The following is a 25,641-nucleotide window of genomic DNA, read 5'->3' as shown; positions in this document are numbered from 1 at the left end:
TGGTTGTCAGGCTCCCGCGGCCGACTTGAGGTCGGCGGCCCGGTCGGTGTTCTCCCAGGTCAGGTCCGGCAACTCGCGGCCGAAGTGGCCGTAGGCGGCGGTCTGCCCGTAGATCGGGCGCAGCAGGTGCAGGTCCCGGATGATGGCGGCCGGACGCAGGTCGAAGATCTCGGTGACCGCCTTCTCGATCGAGGCGACCGGCACCGTCTCGGTGCCGAACGTCTCGACGAACAGGCTCACCGGGTGCGCCTTGCCGATCGCGTACGCGACCTGCACCTCGCAGCGCTCGGCCAGGCCGGCGGCGACCACGTTCTTGGCCACCCATCGCATGGCGTACGCGGCCGAGCGGTCGACCTTCGACGGGTCCTTGCCGGAGAAGGCGCCGCCACCGTGCCGGGCGTAGCCACCGTAGGTGTCCACGATGATCTTCCGCCCGGTCAGGCCGGCGTCACCCATCGGGCCACCGATCTCGAACCGGCCGGTCGGGTTGACCAGCAGCCGGTAGCCCTCGGTGTCGAGCCCGAGGCTCTCCAGCTCGGGGGCGATGACGTGGTCGCGCACGTCCGGGGTGAGCAGCGAGTCCAGCGAGATGTCCGCGGCGTGCTGGCTGGAGACGACAACGGTGTTCAGCCGCACCGGACGCAGTCCGTCGTACTCGATGGTGACCTGGGTCTTGCCGTCGGGGCGCAGGTACGGCACCGTGCCGTCCTTGCGGACCGCGGAGAGCCGCCGGGCCAGTCGGTGCGCGAGCGCGATGGGCAGCGGCATCAGCTCGGGCGTCTCCGAGCAGGCAAAGCCGAACATCATGCCCTGGTCGCCCGCGCCCTGCGCGTCCAAGGCGCTCTCGGAGGCACCGGTACGCAGCTCGAAGGCGTTGTCGACACCCTGGGCGATGTCCGGCGACTGGGAGCCGATGGAGACGCTGACGCCGCAGGACGCGCCGTCAAAGCCCTTCTTGGACGAGTCGTAGCCGATGTCGAGAATGGTCTCCCGCACGATCGTCGGGATGTCGGCGTACGCCTTGGTGGTCACCTCACCCGCGACGTGGACCTGGCCGGTGGTGATGAGGGTCTCCACGGCGACCCGGCTGTGCGGATCCTGGGTTAGCAGGGCGTCGAGGATGCCGTCGCTGATCTGGTCGGCGATCTTGTCCGGGTGGCCCTCCGTGACCGATTCGGACGTGAAAAGGCGGCGTGTCACGGCACTCCTAGGTTATTTGACGTCGTTCCGCGGCAGTGTAGTCACCTACCGTCCCCGGCGGCGTCAGATGGTCGTGTTGTCGTCCAACGAGTCAGGATGAGCCACCGGCCTGGAGGAGACGCCGGCCAGCCGGGGGACCACCAGGTCCCACACGCCGTCGGCGAGATCCTCCTTGGACTGCTCGGGCATCCGGGTGACCGAACCGTCCACGCCGACGACGGTGGCCGCGTTGGTCTCGGCGCCGAAGACCTTGTCCGGCCCGACCTCGTTGATGACGATGAGGTCGGCCCGTTTGCGGGCCAGTTTGGCGCGCCCGTTGGCCTCGGCGTCGCCGGTCTCGGCGGCGAACACCACCAGCACCTGCTGCGGTCGACGGCGCCGGCCCAGCTCGGCGGCGATGTCCGGGTTGGTGACGAGCTCGATGGCGGGTGCCGCGCCGTCGTCCGACTTCTTGATTTTGTCAGGCGCGTACGTCGCCGGTCGGAAATCGGCCGGAGCCGCCGCCATCACGACCACGTCGGCCTCGGCCGCCGCCTTCAGCGTCGCCTCCCGCAGCTCGCCGGTGGTGCCGACCCGGACCAGGTCCGCCCCGGCCGGATCGCCCAGCGACACGTTGGCCGAGATCAGCGTGACCCGGGCACCCCGGGCGAGGGCGGAGCGGGCGAACGCGTAGCCCTGCTTGCCGGAGGAGCGGTTACCGAGGAAGCGCACCGGGTCCAGTGGTTCCCGGGTGCCGCCGGCGGTGACCACCACGTGCCGGCCGGTCAGGTCGGCCGGGGCGTCGACGCCCCGGGCCAGGATGCGGCGGGACACCGCGAAGATCTCGGCCGGGTCGGGTAACCGCCCCTTGCCGGTGTCGGCGCCGGTGAGCCGCCCGACGGCCGGCTCGATGACGCGTACGCCCCGGGCGCGCAGCGTCGCGACGTTGGCGACGGTGGCCGGATGCTCCCACATCTCGGTGTGCATGGCCGGTGCCAGCACCACCGGGCAGCGGGCGGTGAGCAGGGTGTTGGTCAGCAGGTCGTCGGCGAGCCCGTGGGCCGCCCTGGCCAGCAGGTCCGCGGTGGCCGGCGCGACCACTACCAGATCGGCCTGCTGACCGAGGCGTACGTGCGGCACCTCGTGCACGTCGGACCAGACGTCCTCGGCCACCGGCTGCCCGGAGAGCGCCGCCCAGGTGGGCGCGCCGACGAAGCGCAGCGCGGCGGCGGTCGGCACGACCCGGACCTGGTGACCCGACTCGGTGAACAGGCGTAGCAGTTCACACGCCTTGTAGGCGGCGATGCCACCGCCTACACCGAGGACGACCCGGGCGCTCATCGCCGCGTGGAGGCTACGGCTGGTCGGTCGGCTCGGCGGTGAGCAGGCCGGCGTTGATCTCGCGCATGGCGATGGAGAGCGGCTTCTCCTGGGGGGTGGTCTCGACCAGCGGGCCGACGTACTCCAGCAGGCCCTCGCCGAGCTGGCTGTAGTAGGCGTTGACCTGGCGCGCGCGCTTGGCCGCGAAGATGACCAGCGCGTACTTGGACGTCGTCTTCTCCAGGAGCTCGTCGATCGGCGGGTTGGTGATGCCTTCGGGGTTGGCGATGGATCCCACGGATGAACCTCTGCGTCTTTCGCACGGACCGCGCGAGCGCGGTGCCGGCGCTCAACCGCGCGGACGCGGCCGGGCCGGAGCCAGGAAGGAAGAACCGGTGAATCCTACCAGTTCGTCCACGACCCGTTCGGTACGGTCATGCGCAACGCAGTGGTCGAAGGCCGCGACCACCGCCGGCGCCGGTAGCCGGCCGGGCGGATGGAGTAGGACGAGTCGTGCCTGGGGCCACTCGGCCCGGACCAGCAGCGCCCCGTCGAGGTCGAGCGGGAGCAGGACCGGCTGCCCGGCGGCGAGCCGACCGCGCAGCGGCCCGGATTCCGTGCCGCGCCGGTAGGCCCCGAGCCGACTCCACTCCAGCAGCTCACCGGCGGCGAGCCGCCGATCGAACTCCGCCGGCGTGAGGAAGTGCCGGTGGACGCCGTCAAGCTCGCTGCGCCGGCGGGGCCGGGTGGTGACCGCGACAGGCGTCCACACAGACGGAGAACGCGCCCGGATCAGCTCGACGACACTCTCCCTGCCGGCACCGGATGGGCCGGCCAGGACAGTGAGCCGAGCCGCCGGGCGCGCCTCGTCATCCAAGCTCACTGCTTGTTTCTACACGCAGTCGTGCTCAGTTTGCGGCGAACTCCCCAAGCAGGGCCTTGCGCTGCTGCTCGCCGAGGCCACGCAGGCGACGGCTGTCGGCGATCTTGAGCTTCTCCATGATCTGGGTGGCCCGGATCTTGCCGATGCCCGGCATGGCCTGCAGCACGGCCGACACCTTGAGCTTGCCGACGACATCGTCGGACTCGGCCCGCTCGAGGACGGCACCGAGGGTGGTCTTGCCCTGCTTGAGCTGCTCCTTCAGCTCGGCACGGGCTTTGCGGATCTCCGCAGCCTTTTCCAGCGCGGCTGCGCGCTGCTCGGGGGTCAGTGACGGGAGCGGCACCAGTTCTCCTCAGGTCCCTATCGCGACGGGCGGGACGCGCCGCCGCATCTGTGAAACGTGGTGTCGCTGTGAACCGAGGGGTTCCCAGCGCGGGGAAAACTAGCGGTCAACGGAGCTTTCGGCAACGTGGGCGCGCGATGATCACCACAAAGTGACCGAGCCGTCAGTCAGTCAGGACGTCGCCAGGACGGCTCGACAGTCGGCCACCGCCCGGTCCGCGGCAGCCCGCAACGCCTCCGGATCCGGCCCGGCGCCCAACACCTCCCGCGAGTACGCGGGCAGCACGGCAGGCAGCGCGGAGCCGAAGACGACCCGCAGATCCGCCGCTGTGGCGCCCTGTGCGCCGAGGCCCGGCGCGAGCAGTGGACCGTTCACCGCGGAGAGGTCGCAGCCGGTCTCCCCGACCGTCGCCCCGATCACCAGGCCGATGCTGCCGAGCGGCTCGACACCCGCGTTGAGCTGGGAAATCTCGTCGATCACCAGCTGTGCGACGGTGCGTCCGTCGGCTCCGGTGGCCCGCTGCACCGAGGCGCCCTCCGGATTGGAGGTGAGCGCCAGGACAAACACTCCGCCGCCGTGTTCGGCAGCCAGTTCGAACATCGGGGCAAGGGAGCCGACCCCCAGGAAGGGGCTCGCGGTCACCGCGTCGACATACACAGGGCTGGATGGATCCAGGTACGCCGACGCGTAGGCCCGAACCGTCGAGCCGATGTCGCCGCGCTTGACGTCGAGCAGAACGAGCGAGCCGCGTTCGCGTAACTGTCGGATAGTTGACTCAAGTACCGCCACGCCTTGGGACCCGAATCGCTCGAAGAACGCCGACTGGGGCTTGACCACCGCAACCCGGTCACCGAGGGCGTCAACGACGGTCCGGGCGAACCGCTCGACACCGTTCACATCGTCGCTAAGGCCCCAACTGGCCAGCAATGCCGGATGTGGGTCGATTCCCACGCAGAGCGGCCCACGCTCGCTGACCGCTCGCTGCAACCGGACGCCGAAACTCTCCATCTCGCCAGTGCCTTTCTCTCGTCCCTCGTCGACCGACGCCGCCGCGGCCGCCCTGCCGGAAGTACTCAATCTCGTCCGATACATCGGCGTCCGGCTACTCAACCTGGATCGCCGGCCGGATGCGCCTACTCAACTCCGGTGGCCTCCAGACATCCGTCTACTCAGCCTCAGCCCGCCTCGACCGCTGCCGCGACGCCCGCAACGATCAGCGTCAATTCGTCGTCGGTGGTGACGTACGGCGGCATCGTGTAGACCAGATCGCGGAACGGACGCAGCCACACCCCCCGCGCCACCGCCGCCGCGGTGGCCGCGGCGAGGTCCACCTCGTGGTCCAGCTGCACCACGCCGATCCCGCCGAGCACCCGCACGTCCGCCACGCCGGGTGCGTCGCGCAGCGGCTCCAGTCCGGCGCGCAGACCCCGCTGGAGCATCGACACCTGCCCGGCCCAGTCGCCGGCCCGCAACAGGCCGAGGGAGGCGTTGGCGACCGCGCAGGCAAGTGGATTACCCATGAACGTCGGGCCGTGCGCCAACACACCGCCGGCCCGGATGCCCCGCGCGATCTCCGCCGTGCAGAGCGCCGCCGCCAGCGTGAGGTAGCCGCCGGTGAGGGCCTTGCCCACACACATCACGTCCGGAGCGACCCCGGCGTGCTCGGCGGCGAACATCGTGCCGGTGCGGCCGAAGCCGGTGGCGATCTCGTCGAAGATGAGCAGGACCCCGTGCGCGCGGGTCACCTCCCGCAGCACCCGCAGATAGCGCGGATGGTGGAAGCGCATCCCGCCGGCCCCCTGCACCACCGGCTCGACGATCACCGCGGCCAACTCGTGGGCGTGCCGTTCGACCGCGTCGACCAGCGCTGCCTCGTACGCCGGGTCGGGCGCGGTCTCGAAGCCGCCCGGTGGCGCCGGGGCGAAGACCTGCCGGGGCAGTACGTCGCCCCAGAGGTGGTGCATGCCGCCCTCGGGATCGCAGACGCTCATCGGGTGGAAGGTGTCGCCGTGGTACCCGCCGCGCCAGGTACCCAGTCGGCGGCGCTGCGGCCGGCCGATGGCCCGCTGATACTGCAGGCACATCTTCACCGCGACCTCGACGCTGACCGAGCCGGAGTCGGCGAGGAACACGTGCTCCAGCCCCTCCGGCGCCAGCTCGACCAGGCTGCGGGCCAGCTCGACAGCCGGGGCGTGGGTGAGCCCGCCGAACATCACGTGACTCATCCGGCCCAGCTGGTCGGTCACCGCCGCGTCCAGCACCGGATGCCGGTAGCCGTGGATCGCCGCCCACCAGGACGACATCCCGTCGACCAGTTCACGGCCGTCGGCCAGCCGTAGCCGCACCCCCTCGGCACCGTCCACCAGGTACGGCGACACGGCCGGCGGCAGCGCGGCGTACGGATGCCAGACGTGCGCGGCGTCGGCGGCGAGGAGCTCCTCCGGCGTCACGACCCGGCCGCGGCGCGCACCGGTGTGGCCCTCGCCGCGCGGGCCACCGCGCGGGGCAGCGCCGGGCCGCGGTAGATGAAGCCGGTGTAGAGCTGCACCAGGCTCGCGCCCGCGTCGAACATCCGGGTGGCGGCGTCGGGGTCGACGATGCCGCCCACCCCGATGATCGGCAGCTGTCCGCTCGTCTCGGCGTGGACGAAGGCGACCACCTGCCGTGCCCGGTCGGCCAGTGGCCGTCCGGAGAGTCCCCCGGTCTCGCCGGAGCGTCCCTGGTCGGCCGGGGCCAACCCGTCCCGTCCGAGAGTGGTGTTCGTGGCGATCACCCCGGCGGCGCCCCGGGCCAGGCACACCTCCAGCAGGTCGGCGATGGCCGACTCGGTCAGGTCAGGGGCGATCTTCACCAGCACCGGCTTCTCCCCCACCAGCGCGGTCAGCAACGCGTCCAGGTGGCCACGGTCCTGCAGCGCACGCAGCCCGGGAGTGTTCGGGGAGGAGACGTTGACCGCGAAGTAGTCGCCGTGGCCGCGCAACGCGCGGTACGACGCCTGGTAGTCCGCCACCGCGTCGTCCAGCGCCGTCACCTTCGACTTGCCCAGCGAGATCCCCAGCGGCACACCGATCGGGCGGGGCAGCGCCGCGAGCCGGTCCGCCAGCGCCTGCGCCCCGGCGTTGTTGAAGCCCATCCGGTTGATCACGGCCTCGCTGGCGGGCAACCGGAACAGCCGTGGCCGGGGGTTGCCCGGCTGCGGGTGCGCCGTCACCGTGCCGACCTCGACGAAGCCGAAGCCCAGCGCCGGCCACGCCGGCAGCGCCGCCCCGTCCTTGTCCATCCCGGCGGCCAGCCCGACCGGGTTGGGAAACCGCACCCCGAACACGGTGCGGGGCGCCGCCACGGCGTACCGGGCCCGGGCCGCCGCCAGCGCCACCGGCATCCGCGACAGCGCGGCCAGCCTCCGCAGGGTGAACTCGTGCGCCGCCTCGGCGTCGCCGCCGCCGAGGCGGAACAACCCGGGCCGTACGGTCCGCTCGAAGATCACCGTTGCGCCCGCAGGTTGGCGTGCAGGTCCTGCAGTGGGCGTACCTGCATGTCACCGCGGATGCGGGCCTCGATGCCCATGACCGCAGCCGCGGCCCCGGGCACCGTGGTGACGCACGGGATGTCCGCGGTGACGGCCGCGCTTCGGATCTCGTACCCGTCGGAGCGGGCACTCGCGCCGGAACCCTGCGGCGTGTTGATCACCAGCGCGACGTGGCCGCCGAGGATCAGCGACACCGCGTCGTCGTCGGCACCGGCCTCGTAGTGCTTGGGCACCTGCTCGCAGGCGATGCCGTGCCGACGAAGCACCTCGGCGGTGCCGCTGGTGGCGACGATCTCGAAGCCCAGGTCGGCGAGACGTTTGATCGGGAAGATCATCCCGCGCTTGTCCCGGTTCGCCACCGAGACGAAGATCCGTCCCTCGGTCGGCAGCGACCCGTACGCCGCCGACTGTGACTTGGCGAAGGCGTGCCCGAAGGCGGTGTCGATGCCCATCACCTCACCGGTCGACTTCATCTCCGGGCCGAGCAGCGAGTCCACGCCCTTGCCGGCCGGCGTGCGGAACCGCTTGAACGGCAGCACCGCCTCCTTGACCGCGATCGGCGCGTCCGGCGGCAGCGAGCCACCGTCCCCCGTCGCCGGCAGCATCCCCTCGGCACGCAGCTCGGCGACGGTCGCGCCGAGCGCGATCCGGGCCGCCGCCTTGGCCAGCGGCACCGCCGTGGCCTTGGAGACGAACGGCACGGTACGCGAGGCGCGTGGGTTGGCCTCCAGCACGTAGAGCGTGTCGTCCTTCAACGCGTACTGCACGTTGAGCAGGCCGCGTACCCCGACGCCCCGCGCGATCGCCTCGGTGTACCGACGGACCTGGGCCACGTGCGAACCGGCGAGCGTTATCGGCGGCAGCGCGCAGGAGGAGTCGCCGGAGTGGATCCCCGCCTCCTCGATGTGCTCCATCACCCCACCGAGGTACACCTCGCCGTCGGCGTCGCAGAGCGCGTCCACGTCGATCTCGATGGCATCGTCGAGGAACCGGTCCACCAGGACCGGATGGTCCGGGGAGATGTCGGTGGCCCGCCCGATGTAGGCGCGCAGCGTGACATCGTCGTAGACGATCTCCATCCCGCGCCCGCCCAGCACGTACGAGGGACGGACCAGCACGGGATAGCCGATCTCGTCGGCGATCTCCTTCGCCTCCTCGTACGAGGTGGCGGTGCCGTGCGCCGGGGCACGCAGCCCGGCCCGGGTCAGCAGCGACCCGAAGGCACCCCGCTCCTCGGCCAGGTGGATCGACTCCGGGGAGGTGCCGACCACCGGCACCCCGGCGTTCTTGAGCCGCTGGGCCAGCCCGAGCGGGGTCTGCCCGCCGAGCTGCACGATCACCCCGACGACACCCGGCCCACCGGCCGCTCGGCCGGAGGAGTGCTCGGCGTGCCAGACCTCCAGCACGTCCTCGAAGGTCAGCGGCTCGAAGTAGAGCCGGTCGGCGGTGTCGTAGTCGGTGGAGACGGTCTCCGGGTTGCAGTTGACCATGACAGTCTCGAATCCGCCCCCCGGCGCGCTTCGTAGCGCCTGGACGGCGTGCACGCAGGAGTAGTCGAACTCGATGCCCTGGCCGATCCGGTTCGGCCCGGAACCGAGGATCAACACCTTCGGCCGCGCCGAGCCGACCACCTCGGTCTCCGCGTCGTACGAGGAGTAGTAGTACGGGGTGCTGGCCTCGAACTCGGCGGCACAGGTGTCCACCGTCTTGTAGATCGGCCGGATGTCGAGCCGGTGCCGCAGCGTCCGCACACCGTCCTCGGCGGCCAACTCGGGCCGCAGCGCGGCGAGTTGCCGGTCGGACAGGCCAGCCCGCTTCGCCTGCCGCAGCAGCCCCGCGTCCAGCACCGGCGCGGCGACGATCTCGGCACGCAGCTCCACCAGCGCGGCGATCTGGTCCAGGAACCACGGGTCGATCCCGCCGGAGGCCGCGCTGACCTCGGCGATCGAGGCACCCAACCGCAGCGCCCGCTCGACCGTGTAGAGCCGCCCGTCGTGCGGCGTCCCCAGGGCGGCGAGGGTGTTCTCCCGGGTCGCCCCCGACGGATCCGGCACACTCCAGAAGCCGGCTGACTTGGTTTCCATCGAGCGCATCGCCTTGTTCAGCGCCTCGGTGAAGTTACGCCCGAGGCTCATCGCCTCGCCGACGGACTTCATCGTGGTGGTCAGCTCCGGATCCGCGCCGGGGAACTTCTCGAAGGCGAACCGGGGGATCTTCACCACCACGTAGTCCAGCGTCGGCTCGAACGCCGCCGGCGTCTTGCGGGTGATGTCGTTGGGGATCTCGTCGAGGGTGTATCCGATGGCCAGCTTCGCGGCGATCTTCGCGATCGGGAAGCCGGTCGCCTTCGACGCCAGCGCCGAGGAGCGGGACACCCGCGGGTTCATCTCGATGACCACGATGCGGCCGTCGGCCGGGTTCACGGCGAACTGGATGTTGCAGCCGCCGGTGTCCACCCCCACCTCGCGCAGCACCGCGATGCCAAGATCGCGCAGGCGCTGGTACTCCCGGTCGGTCAGCGTCATCGCCGGCGCCACGGTCACGCTGTCGCCGGTGTGCACGCCCATCGGGTCGACGTTCTCGATCGAGCAGACCACCACCACGTTGTCGTGCCGGTCCCGCATCAGTTCGAGTTCGTACTCCTTCCAGCCGAGCACGCTCTCCTCGATCAGCACCTCGTGCACCGGGCTCGCGGCCAGGCCCGCACCGGCGATGCGCTCCAGGTCGGCGTCGTTGTGCGCCATGCCGGAACCGAGGCCACCCATGGTGAACGACGGCCGGATCACCACCGGCATGCCCAGCTCGGCCACCGTCTCGCGGACCTCGTCCATCGAGTGGCAGACCCGTGAGCGGGGCACCAGGGCCGACGGGTCCTCGATGCCGAGCCGTACCCCGGCCTTGGCGACGACCTCCTTGAACAGTTGCCGGTCCTCACCCCGCCGGATCGCCTCGATGTCGGCGCCGATCAGCTCGACGCCGTACTTCTCCAGCACCCCGGCCTCGTGCAGCGCCACGGCGGTGTTCAGCGCGGTCTGCCCGCCGAGGGTGGGCAGCACCGCGTCCGGCCGCTCCTTGGCGATCACCAGCTCGACGAATTCGGGGGTGATCGGCTCGACGTAGGTGGCGTCGGCGAACTCCGGGTCGGTCATGATGGTCGCCGGGTTCGAGTTGACCAGGCTGACCCGGATCCCCTCGCTGCGCAGCACCCGGCACGCCTGGGTGCCGGAGTAGTCGAACTCGCAGGCCTGCCCGATGACGATCGGCCCCGAGCCGATCACCAGGATGTGCTTGAGATCGGTCCGTCTAGGCATTGGTGCGCCCCTCGCTGTGGGTCCGGCCCTCGATCAGCTCGACGAAGCGGTCGAAGAGGTAGTCCGCGTCGTGCGGGCCGGCCGCCGCCTCCGGGTGGTACTGAACGGTGAAGGCGGGCACGTCGCGCGCCCGCAGCCCCTCGACCACGTTGTCGTTGAGGCAGATGTGCGAGACCTCGACGCCGCCGAACTCTGTCTCGATCACCTGGTCGGGCACGACCGCCCCGGCGCCGACACCCGGCATCTCCACCGCGAACCCGTGGTTGTGGCTGGTCACCTCCACCTTGCCGGTGGCCCGGTCGAGGACCGGCTGGTTGATACCCCGGTGGCCGTAGCCGAGCTTGTACGTGCCGAAACCGAGCGCCCGGCCGAGGATCTGACTGCCGAAGCAGATACCGAACAGCGGCACCTCGCGGCGCAGCACCTCGCGGGCCAGCGCGACCGGAGCGTCGGCGGTGGCCGGATCACCGGGACCCGGTGAGAAGAAGACCGCGTCGGCGCCGGTGGCCAGCAGCTCCTCGATTGTCGAACTGGCCGGCAGCACGTGGGTCGTCACGCCGCGAGCGGCGAGCCGGCGCGGCACGTTGCGTTTGATCCCCAGATCCAGCGCCGCGACCGTGAACCGGTGCTCGCCCTCGGCGGCGACCACGTAGCGCTCCGCCGTGGTCACCTCGGCGGAGAGGTCCGCGCCGACCATCTGCGGCGCCTGGCGTACCCGGACCAACAACGCCTGCGGGTCGTGCTCGACGCTGGAGATGCCGACCCGCATCGCGCCCCGTTCGCGCAGGTGGCGGGTCAACGCCCGGGTGTCGACCCCGCTGATGCCGACCACGCCCTCGGTCGCGAGCCGGTCCTCCAGTCCACCCGTGGCCCGCCAGTTCGAGCTGACCCGGGCCGGGTCGCGTACCACATAGCCGGCCACCCAGATCCGCCACGACTCGTCGTCATCGGCGTTGACGCCGGTGTTGCCGATGTGCGGCGCGGTCTGCACCACCACCTGACGGTGGTACGAAGGGTCGGTCAGCGTCTCCTGGTAACCGGTCATCCCGGTGTTGAAGACCGCCTCGCCGAAGGTCTCCCCGACGCTGCCGTACGCCTCGCCGTGGAACGTGCGCCCGTCCTCAAGGACCAGGATCGCTGGACGCCGACGACTCATGCCGCGCCTCCGATCCGGACTGCGGTGCCCCGCTGCGCTGCGCTCCTCGCTCGGATCACTTGATTGCCTTTCCGTCCAGGACCGTCGCCTCGCCACGCAGGAAGGTCGCCACGATGCGACCCGGCAGCGTCATCCGGGCGTACGGGGTGTTGCGGCTGCGACTGGCCAGCTCCGCCGGTTCGATCACCCGGCGGGCCGCCGGGTCGACCAGGGTGAGGTTCGCCGGCGCGCCCGGCGCCGGGTCGTGGCCGTGCTCGGTCAGCCCGGCGATCCGGGCCGGGGCACGCGACATCCGCTCGGCGATCAGATCCCACTCGGGGCCGAGCACGTCGAGCGCGATCGACAGCGCCGTCTCCAGCCCGAGCATGCCCGGCCGGGCGTACGCCCACTCGCACTCCTTGTCCTCCACCGCGTGCGGGGCGTGGTCGGTGGCGATGATGTCGATCACTCCGTCGACCAGCGCGGCGCGCAGGGCGGCGATGTCGGTGGCGGTACGCAACGGCGGGTTGACCTTGAACACCGGGTCGTAGGTCTCGGCGCGAACGTCGGTGAGCAGCAGGTGGTGCGGGGTCACCTCGGCGGTGACGCGTACCCCCCGGGCCTTGGCCTGACGCAGCACCTCGACGCTGCCGGCGGTGGAGACGTGGCAGACGTGCAGCCGGCTGCCGACGTGCTCGGCCAGCAGCACGTCCCGGGCGATGATCGCCTCCTCGGCGACCGCCGGCCAGCCGGTCAGGCCCAGCCGGGTGGAGACCTCACCCTCGTGCATCTGCGCGCCCTCGGTGAGCCGCGGCTCCTCGGCGTGCTGGGCGATGATCCCGTCGAAAGCCTTCACGTACTCCAGCGCGCGGCGCATCAGCCGTGGGTCGGCGACGCAGTGCCCGTCGTCGGAGAAGATCCGCACCCGGGCCGCGGAGTCGGCCATCGCGCCCAACTCGGCGAGGCGCTCGCCGGCCAGGCCGACGGTGACCGCGCCGATCGGCTGCACGTCGACCAGCCCGGCCTCGCGGCCGAGTCGCCAGACCTGCTCGACCACACCGGCGGTGTCGGCCACCGGAGAGGTGTTCGCCATCGCGCAGACCGCGGTGTAACCGCCCAGCGCCGCCGCCCGGGAACCGGTCTCGACGGTCTCGGCGTCCTCCCGGCCGGGCTCGCGCAGGTGGGTGTGCAGGTCGACCAGGCCGGGCAGGGCGACCAGCCCGTCGGCGTCCACGACGCCCGCATCCGGCGCGGACAGCCCCGGGCCGGTCTCGGCGACGACGCCGTCGCGGATCAGCACGTCGGTCGGCGCGGCGCCGAGCACACTGACATTCCTGATCAGGTACGCGTTCAACGGTTGTTCCCCCCGAGCAGCAGGTAGAGGACGGCCATCCGGACGGAGACCCCGTTGGTGACCTGTTCGACGATGGTGGAGCGGGACGAGTCGGCGACCTCCGGCGTGATCTCCATGCCCCGGTTCATCGGGCCGGGATGCATCACGATCGCGTGCTCGGGGAGCCGGCGCATCCGTGGGCCGTCCAGGCCGTACCGGCGGGCGTACTCGCGGGCGGACGGGAAGTACGAGTCGTTCATCCGTTCCCGCTGCACCCGCAGCATCATCACCACGTCCGACGACGGCAGCACCGCGTCGAGGTCGTAGCAGACGTCGGTGCCCGGCGCGATGTCGACGGGAATGAGAGTGGGTGGCCCGACCAGCGTGACCTTGGCGCCGAGGGTGGCCAGCAGCAGCACGTTGGAGCGGGCCACCCGGGAGTGCAGCACGTCACCCACCACCGCCACCGACAGGCCGGCCAGCCGTCCCAGCCGGGAACGCATCGTGTACGCGTCGAGCAGCGCCTGGGTGGGGTGCTCGTGGGTACCGTCGCCGGCGTTGACCACCGAACCGTCGACCCAGTCGGCGAGCCGGTGCGGTGCGCCGGAGGCGGGGTGTCGGACGACCACCGCGTCGGCCCCCATCGCCTGCAGGGTCAGCGCGGTGTCCTTGAGACTCTCGCCCTTGGTGACGCTGGAACCTTTCGCCGAGAAGTTGATCACATCGGCGCTGAGTCGCTTGGCCGCCGCCTCGAAGGAGATCCGGGTGCGGGTGGAGTCCTCGTAGAAGAGGTTGACCACGGTCCGGCCACGCAACGCGGGCAGCTTCTTCACCTCGCGGCCGGACACGGCGGCCATCTCGGCCGCGGTGTCCAGGATCTGGGTCGCGGTGTCGGCATCGAGGTCGGCGCCGGAAAGCAGATGCCTGATCACGAGTTGTGGCCTTCTCCATAGAGGCGGACCTCGTCGGCGCCGTCGGTCTCGGCCAGCGTCACCTTCACGCTCTCGGCGAGCGCGGTCGGGATGTTCTTGCCGACGTAGTCGGCGCGGATCGGCAACTGTCGGTGCCCACGGTCGACCAGCACCGCGAGCTGCACCGACGCCGGCCGCCCGAGGTCACCGAGCGCATCGAGGGCAGCGCGGACGGTCCGGCCGGAGAAGAGGACATCGTCGACGAGGACCACCCGCATGCCGTCGATTCCGCCGCTGGGCAACTGGGTCGGGCCGACCGCCCTGGTGGCGTTGCGGCGCAGATCGTCGCGGTAGAGAGTGATGTCGAGCACGCCGACCGGCACGGAGATGCCCTCGAAGGCGCTGATCCGGTCGGCGAGCCGGCGGGCCAGCGGGGTACCGCGGGTGGGGATGCCGAGCAGCACCGTGTCGGCCGCGCCCTGGGTCTTCTCGAGAATCTGGTGTGCGATCCGGTCGACGACGCGATGCACGTCGGCACTGGTCAGGATCACCTTCACCGAGGGTTGTCGCGGTGGCGATGACTGGGCAGCCGAGGGGTAGGCCACGGCGGACCTCCTTCCCCGCCTCACGGGACGGGTCGTTAAAGGATGTCGAGTCCTCCGAGCCGGCCACGGGCGGCCGGCGGAGGGGCTGCGGCCACGTTACCAGTGGTCGGCGCGCCGACCGCGCTCGGGCACAGGTGTCTCAAGCCACGCGGGGCCGTCAGCCCCGCACATCGGTTCAGCAGACGAAACGGGACAACTTACCCAGGGTGCCCAACGGGAAGGTCACCACCACTTGACCAGATTTCCGAATCCCCGTACCGTCACGCTCCGTAGCGATCGCTGGGAGAACCCCGAGCAGCACTGGGAGTGTCCGAATGCCCTCTGAATACGCCAAGTCTCTGGGCGCCCGTCTGCGCTCCATCCGCCAGCAGCAGGGCCTGTCCCTGCAGGGGGTGGAGGAGAAGTCGAACGGGCGCTGGAAGGCGGTGGTGGTCGGCTCGTACGAGCGCGGCGACCGCGCCGTCACGGTGTCCCGCCTGGCCGAGCTGGCCGAGTTCTACCGCGTACCGGTCTCGGAGCTCCTGCCCGACGGCAGCGGGGTGCGGCACGAGCCGACCAGCAAGATCGTCCTGGACCTGGAGCGCCTCTACGACGAGGCCAGCGAGGACCTCGCCTACGTCGCCCGGTACGCGCGCGCCATCCAGCAGCAGCGCGGTGACTACAACGGCCGGGTGTTGTCGATCCGCGCCGACGACCTGCGCGCCCTCGCCATCGTCTACGACGCCTCGCCGTCCGGCCTGATCGAGCGGCTCACCGAGCACGGCGTGCTGGTCGCCGACCCCCGGGCGTTCTTCGCCTCCTGAGCGCTGACAACGAAAGGCCCGTGCCGGACGGCACGGGCCTTTTCGTCGTGGGATCCCGGTCAGTCGCGGACCCCGGTCAGTCGTGGTGACCCGGTCAGCGGGTGGCGTACTCGGCGATGCGACCGAGCAGACCGTTGAGGAAGCGGGGCGAGTCGTCGGTCGACATCTGCCGGGCCAGCTCGACCGCCTCGCTGATCGCCACCGCGTCGTCGATCTCGTCGACGTAGAGCAACTCGTAGACCGCGATCCGGGCAAGATTGCGGTCGACCACCGGCATCCGGTCCAGCGTCCACCCCTCGGCGTAGCTGGAGATCAGCTCGTCGATCCGGTCCAGGTGCCCGGCCACGCCCTCGACCAGACCGACCGCGTAGTCGAGGTGGTCGGGGCGCGGCTTGGCGATCCGGTCGAGGTAGCCGGCAAGCACCTCGATCGGGGGACGATCACGCAGGTCGGCCTCGAAGAGCACGTCAAGTGCCCGCTTACGCGCCTTGCGGCGCGCCGGCATCTGCTGCTTCGGACCCTCGGCCATCAGGAGCGGCCGAGGTAACGGCCGTCGCGGGTGTCAACCTTGATCTTCTCGCCGGTGGTGATGAAGAGCGGCACCTGCACGGTCGCTCCGGTCTCCACGGTCGCCGGCTTGTTGCCGCCGGTGGAGCGGTCGCCCTGCAGGCCCGGCTCGGTGTAGGTGACCTCCAGCACGACGGAGGTCGGCAGCTCGACGTAGAGCGGCACCTCCTCGTGGGTGGCCACGGTCGCCTCGGCCTCGGGCAGCAGGTAGTTGGCTGCCTCACCGACCGTCCCGCCCGGCACGGTGATCTGGTCGAACGTCTCCAGATCCATGAAGACGTAGTCCTCGCCGTCGGCGTAGAGGTACTGCATGGTGCGCTTGTCCACGGTCGCGGTCTCGACCTTGGTGCCCGCGTTGAAGGTCTTGTCGACGACCTTGCCGGAGAGCACATTCTTCAGCGTGGTGCGCACGAACGCACCACCCTTACCGGGCTTGACGTGCTGGAACTCGACGACGGACCAGAGCTCCCCGTCGAGGTTGAGTACCAGGCCGTTCTTCAGCTCGTTGGTGGTGGCCATTTCCTGCCTTGATCATCAATTGGTGGACAGACCTGGCAAGTCTACTAGCCACCCGGTAACCCGCCGCTTGCCGCCGACCGGGGACTCGGACAGCCCCCAATCGTCACGCAGTGACACGTTGCCTGCCCACCGCCGCCGCTGCTCTGCTCCACCCCACGCGACGGTGACCTTCCGTGGCGGCCGGGGCCGAAGATCTTGACAGGGTCCGGACCGGCGGGCAGCCTCAGTCGGCCTGGTCCTGGCGGGCGGCCAGGTGATGCAGGGCGAGGCGGTACCCGTCGACGCCGAGCCCGCAGATCACCCCGGTCGCCACCGCCGAGACGACCGAGTGGCGCCGGAACTCCTCCCGGGCATGAATGTTGGAGATGTGCACCTCCACCAACGGTCCGCGCAGCATCGCGCAGGCGTCCCGGACCGCCACCGAATAGTGCGACCAGGCCGCCGGGTTGAGCACCACGGCCGCCCCGTCGTCCGCCGCCGCGTGCAACCAGCCGAGCAACTCGTGCTCGGCGTCGGTCTGCCGGACGGTCACGCTCAGCCCGAGCTCCCGCCCGGTCGACTCGCATAGTTCGACCAGGTCGGCGTAGCTGGTCACCCCGTAGACGTCGACCTGACGAGTGCCGAGGCGGCCGAGATTCGGCCCGTTGAGCACGTAGACCTTCATCGGGACACCGCGCCGTACGCCTCGTACAGCAGCTCGTCGTCGGGGCCCTCCAGGATCGCCGGCCGGGCCAGCCCGTCGAGCACCACGAAGCGCAGCAGGTTACCCCGAGCCTTCTTGTCCACCCGCATGGTCGCCAGCAGCCGCGGCCACGCCTGGGCCGGGTAGCTGGTGGGCAGACCGAGCGCGGTCACCGCGTCACGATGCCGCCGGGCGGTGTCGTCGTCGAGGCGGCCGGCGAGGCGGGCCAGTTCGGCCGCGTACACCAGGCCGACCGAGACCGCGTGGCCGTGCCGCCAGCGATAACCCTCCACCTTCTCGATCGCGTGGGCGAGGGTGTGCCCGTAGTTGAGTACCTCCCGCACGCCCGACTCGCGCAGGTCTCCGGAGACCACGTCGGCCTTGACGCGGATCGCCCGCTCGACCAGTTCCCGGGCGACCGGCCCGGCCGGATCGGTCGCCGCGGCCGGGTCCCGCTCGACCAGGTCGAGGATGACCGGATCGGCGATGAAGCCACACTTGACCACCTCCGCCAGCCCGGCAGCCAGGTCGGCCGGTGGCAGGCTGTCCAGCATGGCGAGGTCGGCCAGCACCCCGACCGGCGGGTGGAAGGCACCGACCAGATTCTTACCGGCCGCCGTGTTGATCCCGGTCTTGCCGCCCACCGCCGCGTCGACCATGCCCAGCAACGAGGTGGCCACCGGCACCCAACGCACGCCACGCAGCCAGCACGCCGCCACGAACCCGGCAAGATCGGTGACCGCGCCACCGCCCAACCCGACCACCGCGTCGGTACGGGTGAAACCCGCCTCGCCGAGCCGGTCCCAGCACTGCGCGGCCACGTCGACGTGCTTGGCGGCCTCGGCGTCGGGCACCTCGATCGCCAGCGGTGTCATGCCGGCCGCTGCCAGCCGGGCACCGACAGCGTCGGCCACCTCCTTCAACGGCGGCGCGTGCAGCACCGCCACCCGGGCGGCGTCGGGCAGCAGGCCGGGAAGGGCGTCGAGCAGGTCGCGCCCGACCAGCACGTCGTACGGCCGGTCACCGCCGACCGGGATCCGGGTCACCTCGTCCATCGCCCGGCAGCCTAGCCCACCAGCCGGCACCCGAACCGTCTCCGGCACCTGGTGCCCGATGGATGGAACGAGAGGTTTACCGCCCTGTCGGCCGGGCACCGGCAGCCACGATGACAGTCGGGCGAGGGGGTCGACATGACGGGACGGACGATCGACGGGGCGGACATCCGACTGCCGGCCGCCGTCCTCGGCGTCGGTCTCGGCGGCTTCGTCGACGGCATCCTGCTGCACCAGGTGCTCCAGTGGCACCATCTGCTCAGCAACACCGGCGACGACAACATCGGCGTCCGTGAGTACCCGGTGGACACCGTCGCGGGGCTACAGATGAACACGTTGTGGGACGGCCTCTTCCACGTGGTCACCTGGGTGGCGGTGCTGACCGGTCTGGCGATGCTCTACGCCCGGGTGACCCGGTCCCGGGGCCGGCTGTGGCGTTCGCCGATGCTGTGGGGCTGGGCGTTGATCGGGTGGGGTCTGTTCAACCTGGTCGAGGGCATCGTCGATCACCACATCCTGGCCATCCACCACGTCCGCGAGGGCCCGCACCAGCTCTGGTGGGACCTCGGCTTCCTTGCCCTGGGCGTGGTGCTGATCGCCGCAGGCTGGCTCGTGCAGCGCCGCGCCGACGCCGTGGACGTCTGCGCCGGCGACCGGCAGAAGCCGACACCGAGTCGACGCGGGTGAACGCCGCCCTGTTCTCGGCGCACGGCCCCGAGCACGGCGCGTCCGTCGGCCCGGCGCTGCTGGTACCCCTGCTGGCCGGCTGGCTCTACCTGGCCGCCGCGCTGCGCCAACGCGCCCCGGAGGGCGCCGGCTGGAGCCACTGGCGGACGGCCGCCTTCGCCGTCGGGTGCGCCCTGCTCGCCACGGCCCTGCTGCTGCCTGCGGACGGGTTCACCGCACACATGTGGCAGCACCTGCTGCTCGGCATGCTGGCACCGTTGGGACTGGTGCTCGGCGCGCCGGGCATTCTCGCGTTGCGCACCGTCGACCGCCGGGCCGGCCGGGCGGCGCTACGCGTACTGCGCCATCCGGCGACACGATGGCTGACCCATCCGATCACCGGGCTCCTGCTCACCGCCGGCGGACTGTGGTTGCTGTACCTCACACCGCTGTACCGGGCCACCCTCAGCAGTCCGGCGCTGCACGACCTGGTAAACCTGCATTTCCTGCTCAGCGGGCTGCTGTTCACCTGGTCGATCGCCGGTCCGGAGCCCACCGGGCACCGGCCCCGTGTCCCGGTACGGCTGGTGGTGCTGGGGGCAGCCGTGGTCGCGCACGCCGCCCTGGCCCAACTCATGTACGCGGGCCTGTTCGTCGACGTGCCGGCACCGCCGGAGCAGCTCCGCGCCGGCGCCACGGTGATGTACTACGGCGGCGACCTCGCCGAGATCCTGCTCGCCCTCACGCTGCTGACCACCTGGCGCCCGCAGCCACGCCAACGCCCCACGCCGGTCCTGCGGTCGTCGGCAGGCGTGCAGCCAGGTGTTAAGAGGGGACCCCTGCTCTACCTCAGGCGTTAAGAAGGGGCCCTTCCTTACTGCTTGAGCAGGGTGACGATCTCGGCGACGATCTCCGCCGGCGGGCGGCCGTCGGTGATCACCGTGGCGGTGGCGACCTCGGCGTACAGCGGCCGGCGCTGGTCCATGAGGTATTTGAGAGTAGCCCGGGGGTTGATCGTCAGCAGCGGCCGACCGACACCGAGGCCGACCCGCTTGACGGCGTCGGGCAGCTCGACGTGCAGGTGCACCACCCGGTGTCCCACCAGCGCCGCCCGGTTCTCCTCGGCGAGCACCGCGCCGCCGCCGAGGGCGAGCACCCCGGAGCAGGAGGCCAGCGCCGCGGCCAGCGCCGCCCGTTCGAGGGTACGGAAGTGCTCCTCCCCCTCGTCGACGAAGATCTCCGAGATCGGCTTGCCGGCGAGGCGTTCGATGTCGGCGTCGGTGTCGCGGAACTCGACGCCGAGCGCGGCGGCCAGGCCCTGCCCGACGGTGGTCTTGCCCGAACCGGGCGCGCCGACCAGCACGCAGAGCGGACGCGGGGAACCGGTCACCGGATCACCAACGCGTCGAGGTAGCCGGCCAGGTTGCGGCGCATCTCGGCGACCGAGTCACCGCCGAACTTCTCCACCGCCGCCTCGGCCAGCACCAGCGCGACCATCGCTTCGGCGACGACCGCGGCGGCCGGCACCGCGCAGACGTCCGAACGCTGGTTGATCGCGGTGGCCGGCTCACCGGTGGTGACGTCCACCGTGGCCAGGGCGCGGTTCAGTGAGGAGATCGGCTTCATCGCGGCCTTCACCCGCAGCGGTTCACCGGTGGTGATGCCGCCCTCCAGGCCGCCGGCCCGGTCGGTGATCCGACGTACGCCGGTCGCAGTGGGCATGATCTCGTCGTGTGCCTCGGAGCCCCGGGACCGGGCCTGCTGCCAGCCGTCGCCGATCTCCACACCCTTGATCGCCTGGATCGACATCAACGCGGTGGCCAGCCGGGCGTCGAGCTTGCGGTCCCACTGCACATGGCTGCCCAGGCCCGGCGGCACGCCGTACGCCAGCACCTCGACCACGCCGCCCAGGGTGTCGGCGGCCTTCTTCGCGGCGTCGACCTCGGCGACCATCCGGGCGCTGGCCTCGGGGTCGAGGCAGCGCAGCGGGTCGGCGTCGATCCGCTCGGCGTCCTCCGGCCGGGGCCGCAGCCCGGGCTTGACGGCGACCGGGCCCAACTCCACCACGTGCGAGACGATCTCGACGTCGAGCGCCTGCCGCAGCAGCGCCTTGGCCACCGTGCCGACGGCCACCCGGGCGGCGGTCTCCCGCGCGCTGGCCCGCTCCAGGATCGGCCGGGCGTCGGTGTGGCCGTACTTCTGCATGCCGGCCAGGTCGGCGTGGCCGGGCCGAGGGCGGGTGAGCGGGGCGTTGCGGGCCTGGCTGGCCAGTTCGTCGGCGTCGACTGGGTCGGCGGCCATCACGGTGCGCCACTTGGGCCACTCGGAGTTGCCGACCCGGACCGCGAACGGGCTGCCCAGCGTCACGCCGTGCCGCAGGCCGCCGATGACCTCGATCTCGTCCTGCTCGAAGGCCATTCGGGCACCCCGGCCGTAGCCGAGCCGGCGACGGGCCAACTCCCCGGCGATCTCGGTGGAGGTCACCTCGATCCCGGCCGGCACCCCCTCCAGCAACGCGACGAGAGCGGGTCCGTGCGATTCCCCTGCGGTCAACCAGCGCAACACAGCGGCCAGTCTGTCACGCCCGGTGCCCGCAGCCCCGCACCGCCCACCGCGTCCCGCCCTGCGGACGCGGCGCACGGCGCGGCTGCTCAGATGCCTCGGCCCCGCCCGTGCAGGGCACGCAGCACCGTGTCGGCCCGGACCACCCGCCCGGCCACCGCCAGGGCCAGATACGCGCGAGGTTCCCGCGGGTTGCCGAGGATGGTCCGGCCGGCCCAGCGCAGCGCGCCTCGGGGGTCGCCCGAAGCGGCCCGGGCGAAGGCGATCTGCCCGGTGACCCGCGCCCGTCCCACCGGCTGGCTGTCGAATTCGGGATAGCGGTCCAGCAGCCACCGCAACGCCACGGCGATGGTGTCCCACCGCTTCGCGAAGTAGGAGCGCTGGTGCCAGCGCACCAGCACGTACGGGGTGGGCAGGTTGACCAGCGGCGCGCTGCGGGCGGCCCGGAGCAGGAACTCGTAGTCCTCGGCGTAGCTGCCCGGGATCTCCTCGTCGACGAGTCCGAACCCGTCGCGCAGTGCCGTGGCCCGGATGAGGAAGGTCGACGGGTGCAGCTCGGTCATCCGGTCCCGCAGCAGGTCGGTCAGGCTGATCGAGTCGCGGGCCAGCACCCGCTCGACGGAGCGCCCGGCGTAGCTGATCCGGATGCCGCAGCTGACGAAGTCGGCGCCGGGCACGCCGGCCAGCGCGTCGGCCTGGGCCCGCAGCTTGCCGGGCAGCCACTCGTCGTCGTCGTCGCAGAAGGCGACCAGTGCGCCGGTGGCGGCCAGGATGCCCGAGTTGCGGGCACCGGCCAGGCCCGGGGTACGGGTGTTGGTGACCACCCCTACCGGCCGGCCGGGGCCGGCGAGTCCGGCCAGCGACGGTTCCGGTTCGCACTGGTCGTACACCACGACCACCTCGACCGGCCCGGGGTAGTCCTGCCCGACGATGGCGCGCACCGCGGCCCGCAGCAGCTCCGGACGATTCCGGGTGGGCACCACCGCGCTCACGCTCGGGTACGTGGTCACCGGTTCCGCCTCTCCTCGGGGCCGGGCCCACGCCACGGCCGCCACCAGGCTCGGTGAGGCCGCTGCGCGGCGGCGGCCACCAGGTCCTCGACGATCACCGCCACCCGCCGCACCGCGGCGCGCTGCCCGCTGACCGCGGCGGTGTCCACCGGCACGGTGAAGCGCGAGCGGTCGGCCAGACCGGCGGCGAGCGCGTCGAGCAGTTCCCGCCGGGACTCGCAGAGCGCGATCAGGCCGGCCGCGCCGAGCCGGCGGGCGAACAGCAGCTGGTGGTCGTCGACGTGTTCGCCCTGGGCCGGATCCCGGGGCACCACGATCGGCAGATGCCCGTGCCGGCGGGCCTCCAGGATGGTGGCCGGGCCACCGTGGCAGACCACCAGGTCGGCGGCGGCCATCGCGGCCTGCAGCTCGGCGTGACCGAGGAACGGCACCGCGTCGGGCAGTCCGGTGACCCGGGTGTGCCCGTGCTGCACGGTCAGGACGACCGCGCCGGCCACCTCGGCGTGCCACTCCCGCAGCCACTCGACCAGCCGGTCGAAGGGATGTTTGTCGGTGCCGACGGCCACCAGCAGCCGGGGCCGGGTCACAGCAGTGTCCCCACGACGGTGGCCTCAGGGTACTGGCGGCGCTGCTCCTCCCACTGCACCAGCATCGCGGACAGGAACGGGCGGCACAGCCGGGCGGTCAGCGTCGGCGTGTCGATCCGGTCGTAGACCTCGATGTAGATGGTCGGGATACGCCGTAGCCGGGCGAGCACGACGAACGGCACCGCCACGCCCGCACCGGTGGTGACCACCGCGGCGACCCGCCGCCGGCGCAGCAGCCGGGCGGCCAGCACCGCGTTGCGCAGCAGGTTGCGCAGGTCGCGGGTGGTCGGATGGTACGCCGGGACGACCTCCTCCCCGGCGAGCAGCGACCGCGCCTCGGGGGTGTCGAAGGTGACCCAGCACCGTCGCCAGGTCTCGTACCAGGGTCGCAGGGCGAGCAGTTGGGCCAGGTGCCCACCGCTGGAGCAGACCAGCAGCAGTACCGGCTGTGTCCCGGGCTCAGTCGTGGTGCTCACGTGACGCCATCTCTGCCAGCTCGCTCGTCGAGCAGGTCCAGCAACGCGGGATGCAGCGCCGGGTTCCAACCGGCGCCGGCGGCGGCCAGCCGCCAGGTCCGCAGCCACATCTCGACCAGGTAGGCATCGACCACCAGGCGGCGACGTCGGGCGTCCAGTCCCAGCCGGTCGCCGTAGCGGTCCAGCCACCGCCCGGCCGCGTCGGCGGCCGAGCCGGCCGACTCGCCCCGCAGCACCACGGCACGTTGGAAGGCGTCGTGGGCCAGGTCGAAACCGACGGGTACGTCGGGGCCGCTGTGCTCCCAGTCCCAGGCCACCAGTTCGCCGCCGTGCCGGCCCAGGTTCCACGGCACCCAGTCACCGTGCCAGTGCCCGAACTCGACAGTGACCTCGCCGTGCCGCCGGGCCAGCGCGGTGACCGCCGTGACGGCCCGGCGCCCGGTGGGGCCCGCGGCGGCGGCTCGCTGTGCCGCAGTCGCCAGCCGGGCCAGGAACGGCGAGCCGGCCAAGGGTCGAGGCGGGGCCGGCGGGCGGCCCCGGCGAGCCACCGCGAGCAACGCCTGCACCTCGGGCGCGGCGGCGGTCGGTATCCCACGGACCCGGGAGGGCAGTGGCTCGACCACCGCGACCACCTGGCCGGCCCAGCTGGCCTCGGTGAGCAGCCGGGGTGTCTCGGGATGTCCCGCGCGGCCCGCCAGCCCGGACAACTCGCGCAGCGCCGTCGCCTCGGCGCTGACCAGCGTCCGGGTGGCGTCGTTCCAGCCGATCTTCGCGTACCCGCGTGGCGTCCCGGTGCGATCGAAGAGTTGCAGCGTGGGCTTGTGGTTCGGATCCGGCGGGCGGATGCCGCAGGCCGCGTACATCGGCGCGCCGAGGGCGGCGGCGAGCCGGTCGGCGAGCAGCACCGCCGCCGGGTCGAGCCGGGTGGGCAGGGCCACGGTCAGCACCGGGAACGGTGCCCGGTCGACCACGCCGACCCGGGCCGCCGCACCGAGCAGGGCCCGCGCCGCCCGTACCTTCGCCGGCCGCAGGCCGTTGTACGCCAGCAGCGCCGCCGCGGCGACCCGGGGCGAGCCCAGCGGCAGCAGGAACCGCGCCCCGGTGACCGACGGTACGACCGCGTAGCGGGCCACCACGGTGTGCCCGGCCGGCGGGCCGGCGTCCACGCTCAGCGCGATCCGTTCGTCGGCGAAGACCGCCCGGCTGACCCAGCCCAACCCGTCGTCACGCCGGCGCGGGTCGGTCGCGGCCATGGCCGGCGCGGTCACGTCGGCCGGTCCGGCCAGTCGAGCGGCAACCCGAGCCGCTGTCGCAGCGCCTCGTTGTACGGGCGGTAGTACTCGGCCAGCTCGGCGCGCAGCGGCGGCGGCAGCGGCACCGACCGTCGGCCGTTGTAGACCTTGAAGTCCGGCGGGTCGACGACCGGCAGGCCGAGGAAGTCCAGGGTGCGCCGGTAGGCGGCAGGCGCGTCGCGGTACAGCTCCTCGCTGGGCAGGACGAGCAGCTGCCCCCGGTCGAAGCGTTCCAGCCACGGTTCGAGCTGCTCCAGGTACCGGCCGCGGGCCCGGTAGGCATACCAGTCGAACCGCCGGCTGCAGTGATCCGGCTCGGCGATCAGCCGTTCCCGCTCGCCCGCCGTGCGCTGCGGCTCGGCGGCCAACGCGGCGACGAAGTCCAACGGCTCCACGCCGTTGGCCCGCCGCTCCTTCCAGTGCGAGTACGCCCGATCCACCGGATCGCGCAGCAACACGATCAGCCGAACGGCGGGCATCAGCGCGGCGACCCGCGCGGCGACCAGGGGATGGAACATGTACAGCGGGGCCGCTTCGCCGGCGCGTACCGGGCCGCCGTGGCGGCTCTCCAGCATCTCCCGTTGCCGCACGGTCGGGAAGTGCGATCGGTACCACGCCTCGCCGCGACTCCAGTGCTCCTCGAAGTAGTGGGTGGACTTCGTGTTCCAGGCGGGGAAGAGCCGGGGCACCAGCGGGTGTGCGATGAGGTAGTTCCACAGGGAGGTGGTCCCGCCTCGCTTGGTGCCGATGATCAGGAAGTCCGGCAGTGGGCGGCGGTCGCTGGTACGGATCCCGTAGTCGACGAGGCTGACCCGCACCCGGTTCGTCACCTGGGCCGGCACCAGTTGCTTCACCCGGTCCCGAATGGACGACACG

General features: G+C 71.8%; 27 protein-coding genes. 3 read left to right on the top strand and 24 right to left on the bottom strand.

The genetic code is table 11. The features are described from left to right. Positions 1 to 6: 6 nt before the first annotated feature. The 13 genes from metK to pyrR form a co-directional block, all read right to left on the bottom strand. The gene (metK, locus tag BMY89_RS04350; protein ID WP_092374991.1) at positions 7 to 1,200 is read right to left on the bottom strand and encodes a methionine adenosyltransferase; all 1,194 of its coding nucleotides are present in this window, start codon (positions 1,198 to 1,200) and stop codon (positions 7 to 9) included. A 63-nt stretch (positions 1,201 to 1,263) separates the two neighbouring features. Continuing rightward, a complete protein-coding gene (coaBC, locus tag BMY89_RS04345; protein ID WP_092374989.1) occupies positions 1,264 to 2,520 on the bottom strand; it encodes a bifunctional phosphopantothenoylcysteine decarboxylase/phosphopantothenate--cysteine ligase CoaBC in 1,257 nt (418 codons plus the stop codon). Positions 2,521 to 2,533: 13 nt separating this feature from the next. Continuing rightward, the gene (gene rpoZ, locus BMY89_RS04340) at positions 2,534 to 2,797 is read right to left on the bottom strand and encodes a DNA-directed RNA polymerase subunit omega (protein WP_007075826.1); all 264 of its coding nucleotides are present in this window, start codon (positions 2,795 to 2,797) and stop codon (positions 2,534 to 2,536) included. A 51-nt stretch (positions 2,798 to 2,848) separates the two neighbouring features. Next, positions 2,849 to 3,382, bottom strand: coding sequence for a nucleoside/nucleotide kinase family protein (locus BMY89_RS04335; protein WP_092374986.1), 534 nt, complete (start codon positions 3,380 to 3,382; stop codon positions 2,849 to 2,851). Between the two features lie 25 nt (positions 3,383 to 3,407). Then, complete coding sequence (gene mihF, locus BMY89_RS04330; protein ID WP_007458370.1) at positions 3,408 to 3,725, bottom strand: integration host factor, actinobacterial type; 318 nt, start codon at positions 3,723 to 3,725, stop codon at positions 3,408 to 3,410. Between the two features lie 171 nt (positions 3,726 to 3,896). Next, complete coding sequence (pyrF, locus tag BMY89_RS04325) at positions 3,897 to 4,733, bottom strand: orotidine-5'-phosphate decarboxylase (protein WP_092374983.1); 837 nt, start codon at positions 4,731 to 4,733, stop codon at positions 3,897 to 3,899. Positions 4,734 to 4,900: 167 nt separating this feature from the next. Then, positions 4,901 to 6,175: an adenosylmethionine--8-amino-7-oxononanoate transaminase gene (locus BMY89_RS04320; protein WP_092374980.1), complete on the bottom strand. Its 1,275-nt coding sequence runs from the start codon at positions 6,173 to 6,175 to the stop codon at positions 4,901 to 4,903. Next, complete coding sequence (locus BMY89_RS04315) at positions 6,172 to 7,212, bottom strand: quinone-dependent dihydroorotate dehydrogenase (RefSeq protein WP_092374977.1); 1,041 nt, start codon at positions 7,210 to 7,212, stop codon at positions 6,172 to 6,174. The genes BMY89_RS04320 and BMY89_RS04315 overlap by 4 nt, the downstream gene beginning before the upstream one ends. Next, positions 7,209 to 10,565: a carbamoyl-phosphate synthase large subunit gene (gene carB / locus BMY89_RS04310; RefSeq protein WP_092374974.1), complete on the bottom strand. Its 3,357-nt coding sequence runs from the start codon at positions 10,563 to 10,565 to the stop codon at positions 7,209 to 7,211. The genes BMY89_RS04315 and carB overlap by 4 nt, the downstream gene beginning before the upstream one ends. Next, complete coding sequence (carA, locus tag BMY89_RS04305) at positions 10,558 to 11,721, bottom strand: glutamine-hydrolyzing carbamoyl-phosphate synthase small subunit (RefSeq protein ID WP_092374971.1); 1,164 nt, start codon at positions 11,719 to 11,721, stop codon at positions 10,558 to 10,560. Before carA ends, carB begins: the two co-directional genes overlap by 8 nt. Positions 11,722 to 11,776: 55 nt before the next feature. Further along, positions 11,777 to 13,054 carry a dihydroorotase gene (locus BMY89_RS04300; RefSeq protein ID WP_092374967.1) on the bottom strand — a complete coding sequence of 426 codons (1,278 nt, stop codon included), beginning with the start codon at positions 13,052 to 13,054 and terminating at the stop codon, positions 11,777 to 11,779. After that, a complete protein-coding gene (locus BMY89_RS04295; protein ID WP_092374964.1) occupies positions 13,051 to 13,965 on the bottom strand; it encodes an aspartate carbamoyltransferase catalytic subunit in 915 nt (304 codons plus the stop codon). The genes BMY89_RS04300 and BMY89_RS04295 overlap by 4 nt, the downstream gene beginning before the upstream one ends. After that, positions 13,962 to 14,549 carry a bifunctional pyr operon transcriptional regulator/uracil phosphoribosyltransferase PyrR gene (pyrR, locus tag BMY89_RS04290; RefSeq protein WP_092374960.1) on the bottom strand — a complete coding sequence of 196 codons (588 nt, stop codon included), beginning with the start codon at positions 14,547 to 14,549 and terminating at the stop codon, positions 13,962 to 13,964. The genes BMY89_RS04295 and pyrR overlap by 4 nt, the downstream gene beginning before the upstream one ends. Before the next feature lie 314 nt (positions 14,550 to 14,863). Here pyrR and bldD point away from each other — a divergent pair, with 314 nt between their 5' ends. Then, positions 14,864 to 15,352: a transcriptional regulator BldD gene (bldD, locus tag BMY89_RS04285; RefSeq protein WP_007458348.1), complete on the top strand. Its 489-nt coding sequence runs from the start codon at positions 14,864 to 14,866 to the stop codon at positions 15,350 to 15,352. 94 nt (positions 15,353 to 15,446) lie between these two features. On the opposite strand, the gene nusB is transcribed toward bldD, so the two are convergent. The 4 genes from nusB to aroB all read right to left on the bottom strand — a co-directional run bounded on the left by nusB (position 15,447) and on the right by aroB (position 18,175). Beyond that, positions 15,447 to 15,857 carry a transcription antitermination factor NusB gene (nusB, locus tag BMY89_RS04280; protein WP_175510297.1) on the bottom strand — a complete coding sequence of 137 codons (411 nt, stop codon included), beginning with the start codon at positions 15,855 to 15,857 and terminating at the stop codon, positions 15,447 to 15,449. 23 nt (positions 15,858 to 15,880) lie between these two features. Beyond that, positions 15,881 to 16,438, bottom strand: coding sequence for an elongation factor P (gene efp / locus BMY89_RS04275; protein ID WP_092374954.1), 558 nt, complete (start codon positions 16,436 to 16,438; stop codon positions 15,881 to 15,883). Positions 16,439 to 16,661: 223 nt separating this feature from the next. Continuing rightward, entirely contained in the window at positions 16,662 to 17,102 is a 441-nt protein-coding gene (gene aroQ / locus BMY89_RS04270; protein ID WP_092374951.1) for a type II 3-dehydroquinate dehydratase, read from the bottom strand. Continuing rightward, positions 17,099 to 18,175, bottom strand: coding sequence for a 3-dehydroquinate synthase (aroB, locus tag BMY89_RS04265; protein ID WP_092374948.1), 1,077 nt, complete (start codon positions 18,173 to 18,175; stop codon positions 17,099 to 17,101). The genes aroQ and aroB overlap by 4 nt, the downstream gene beginning before the upstream one ends. 135 nt (positions 18,176 to 18,310) lie before the next feature. Between aroB and BMY89_RS04260 the strand changes: the two genes are divergently transcribed. Both BMY89_RS04260 and BMY89_RS04255 read left to right on the top strand, forming a co-directional pair. After that, the gene (locus BMY89_RS04260) at positions 18,311 to 18,859 is read left to right on the top strand and encodes a DUF2243 domain-containing protein (RefSeq protein WP_092374946.1); all 549 of its coding nucleotides are present in this window, start codon (positions 18,311 to 18,313) and stop codon (positions 18,857 to 18,859) included. Continuing rightward, positions 18,856 to 19,698, top strand: coding sequence for a cytochrome c oxidase assembly protein (locus tag BMY89_RS04255; protein ID WP_232521040.1), 843 nt, complete (start codon positions 18,856 to 18,858; stop codon positions 19,696 to 19,698). The genes BMY89_RS04260 and BMY89_RS04255 overlap by 4 nt, the downstream gene beginning before the upstream one ends. Positions 19,699 to 19,712: 14 nt before the next feature. Here the strand turns inward: BMY89_RS04255 and BMY89_RS04250 are convergent, their stop codons facing one another. From BMY89_RS04250 to BMY89_RS04220, 7 genes are all read right to left on the bottom strand, one after another. After that, positions 19,713 to 20,228, bottom strand: coding sequence for a shikimate kinase (locus BMY89_RS04250; protein ID WP_092374944.1), 516 nt, complete (start codon positions 20,226 to 20,228; stop codon positions 19,713 to 19,715). After that, positions 20,225 to 21,403: a chorismate synthase gene (aroC, locus tag BMY89_RS04245; protein ID WP_092374942.1), complete on the bottom strand. Its 1,179-nt coding sequence runs from the start codon at positions 21,401 to 21,403 to the stop codon at positions 20,225 to 20,227. The genes BMY89_RS04250 and aroC overlap by 4 nt, the downstream gene beginning before the upstream one ends. Positions 21,404 to 21,489: 86 nt before the next feature. Further along, the gene (locus BMY89_RS04240; RefSeq protein ID WP_092375595.1) at positions 21,490 to 22,410 is read right to left on the bottom strand and encodes a glycosyltransferase family 2 protein; all 921 of its coding nucleotides are present in this window, start codon (positions 22,408 to 22,410) and stop codon (positions 21,490 to 21,492) included. Beyond that, positions 22,407 to 22,997 (bottom strand): glycosyltransferase, encoded by a 591-nt coding sequence (locus BMY89_RS04235; protein ID WP_092374940.1) that lies wholly within the window; start codon positions 22,995 to 22,997, stop codon positions 22,407 to 22,409. Before BMY89_RS04235 ends, BMY89_RS04240 begins: the two co-directional genes overlap by 4 nt. Then, positions 22,994 to 23,473 (bottom strand): glycosyltransferase family protein, encoded by a 480-nt coding sequence (locus tag BMY89_RS04230; RefSeq protein ID WP_092374938.1) that lies wholly within the window; start codon positions 23,471 to 23,473, stop codon positions 22,994 to 22,996. The genes BMY89_RS04235 and BMY89_RS04230 overlap by 4 nt, the downstream gene beginning before the upstream one ends. Then, entirely contained in the window at positions 23,470 to 24,726 is a 1,257-nt protein-coding gene (locus BMY89_RS04225; RefSeq protein ID WP_092375592.1) for a hypothetical protein, read from the bottom strand. The genes BMY89_RS04230 and BMY89_RS04225 overlap by 4 nt, the downstream gene beginning before the upstream one ends. A gap of 11 nt (positions 24,727 to 24,737) precedes the next feature. Further along, entirely contained in the window at positions 24,738 to 25,640 is a 903-nt protein-coding gene (locus BMY89_RS04220) for a sulfotransferase domain-containing protein (RefSeq protein ID WP_092374936.1), read from the bottom strand. Position 25,641 lies beyond the last annotated feature (1 nt).

The sequence above is a fragment of the Micromonospora phaseoli genome (assembly GCF_900109115.1).
Taxonomy (GTDB): Bacteria; Actinomycetota; Actinomycetes; order Mycobacteriales; family Micromonosporaceae; genus Micromonospora; species Micromonospora phaseoli.
Note: the sequence above shows the minus strand (reverse complement) of the source record. Positions and strands in the feature narration are given on the sequence as shown.

Coding starts and splice junctions, on each gene's coding strand:
- nusB (WP_175510297.1), bottom strand. CDS start 15,857: ATGCCGGCGCGCCGCAAGGCGCGTAAGCGGGCACTTGACGTGCTCTTC.
- bldD (WP_007458348.1), top strand. CDS start 14,864: ATGCCCTCTGAATACGCCAAGTCTCTGGGCGCCCGTCTGCGCTCCATC.
- efp (WP_092374954.1), bottom strand. CDS start 16,438: ATGGCCACCACCAACGAGCTGAAGAACGGCCTGGTACTCAACCTCGAC.
- pyrF (WP_092374983.1), bottom strand. CDS start 4,733: ATGGAGAGTTTCGGCGTCCGGTTGCAGCGAGCGGTCAGCGAGCGTGGG.
- aroQ (WP_092374951.1), bottom strand. CDS start 17,102: ATGAAGGTCTACGTGCTCAACGGGCCGAATCTCGGCCGCCTCGGCACT.
- carB (WP_092374974.1), bottom strand. CDS start 10,565: ATGCCTAGACGGACCGATCTCAAGCACATCCTGGTGATCGGCTCGGGG.
- BMY89_RS04225 (WP_092375592.1), bottom strand. CDS start 24,726: ATGGCCGCGACCGACCCGCGCCGGCGTGACGACGGGTTGGGCTGGGTC.
- carA (WP_092374971.1), bottom strand. CDS start 11,721: ATGAGTCGTCGGCGTCCAGCGATCCTGGTCCTTGAGGACGGGCGCACG.
- aroB (WP_092374948.1), bottom strand. CDS start 18,175: ATGGACGAGGTGACCCGGATCCCGGTCGGCGGTGACCGGCCGTACGAC.
- BMY89_RS04260 (WP_092374946.1), top strand. CDS start 18,311: ATGACGGGACGGACGATCGACGGGGCGGACATCCGACTGCCGGCCGCC.
- coaBC (WP_092374989.1), bottom strand. CDS start 2,520: ATGAGCGCCCGGGTCGTCCTCGGTGTAGGCGGTGGCATCGCCGCCTAC.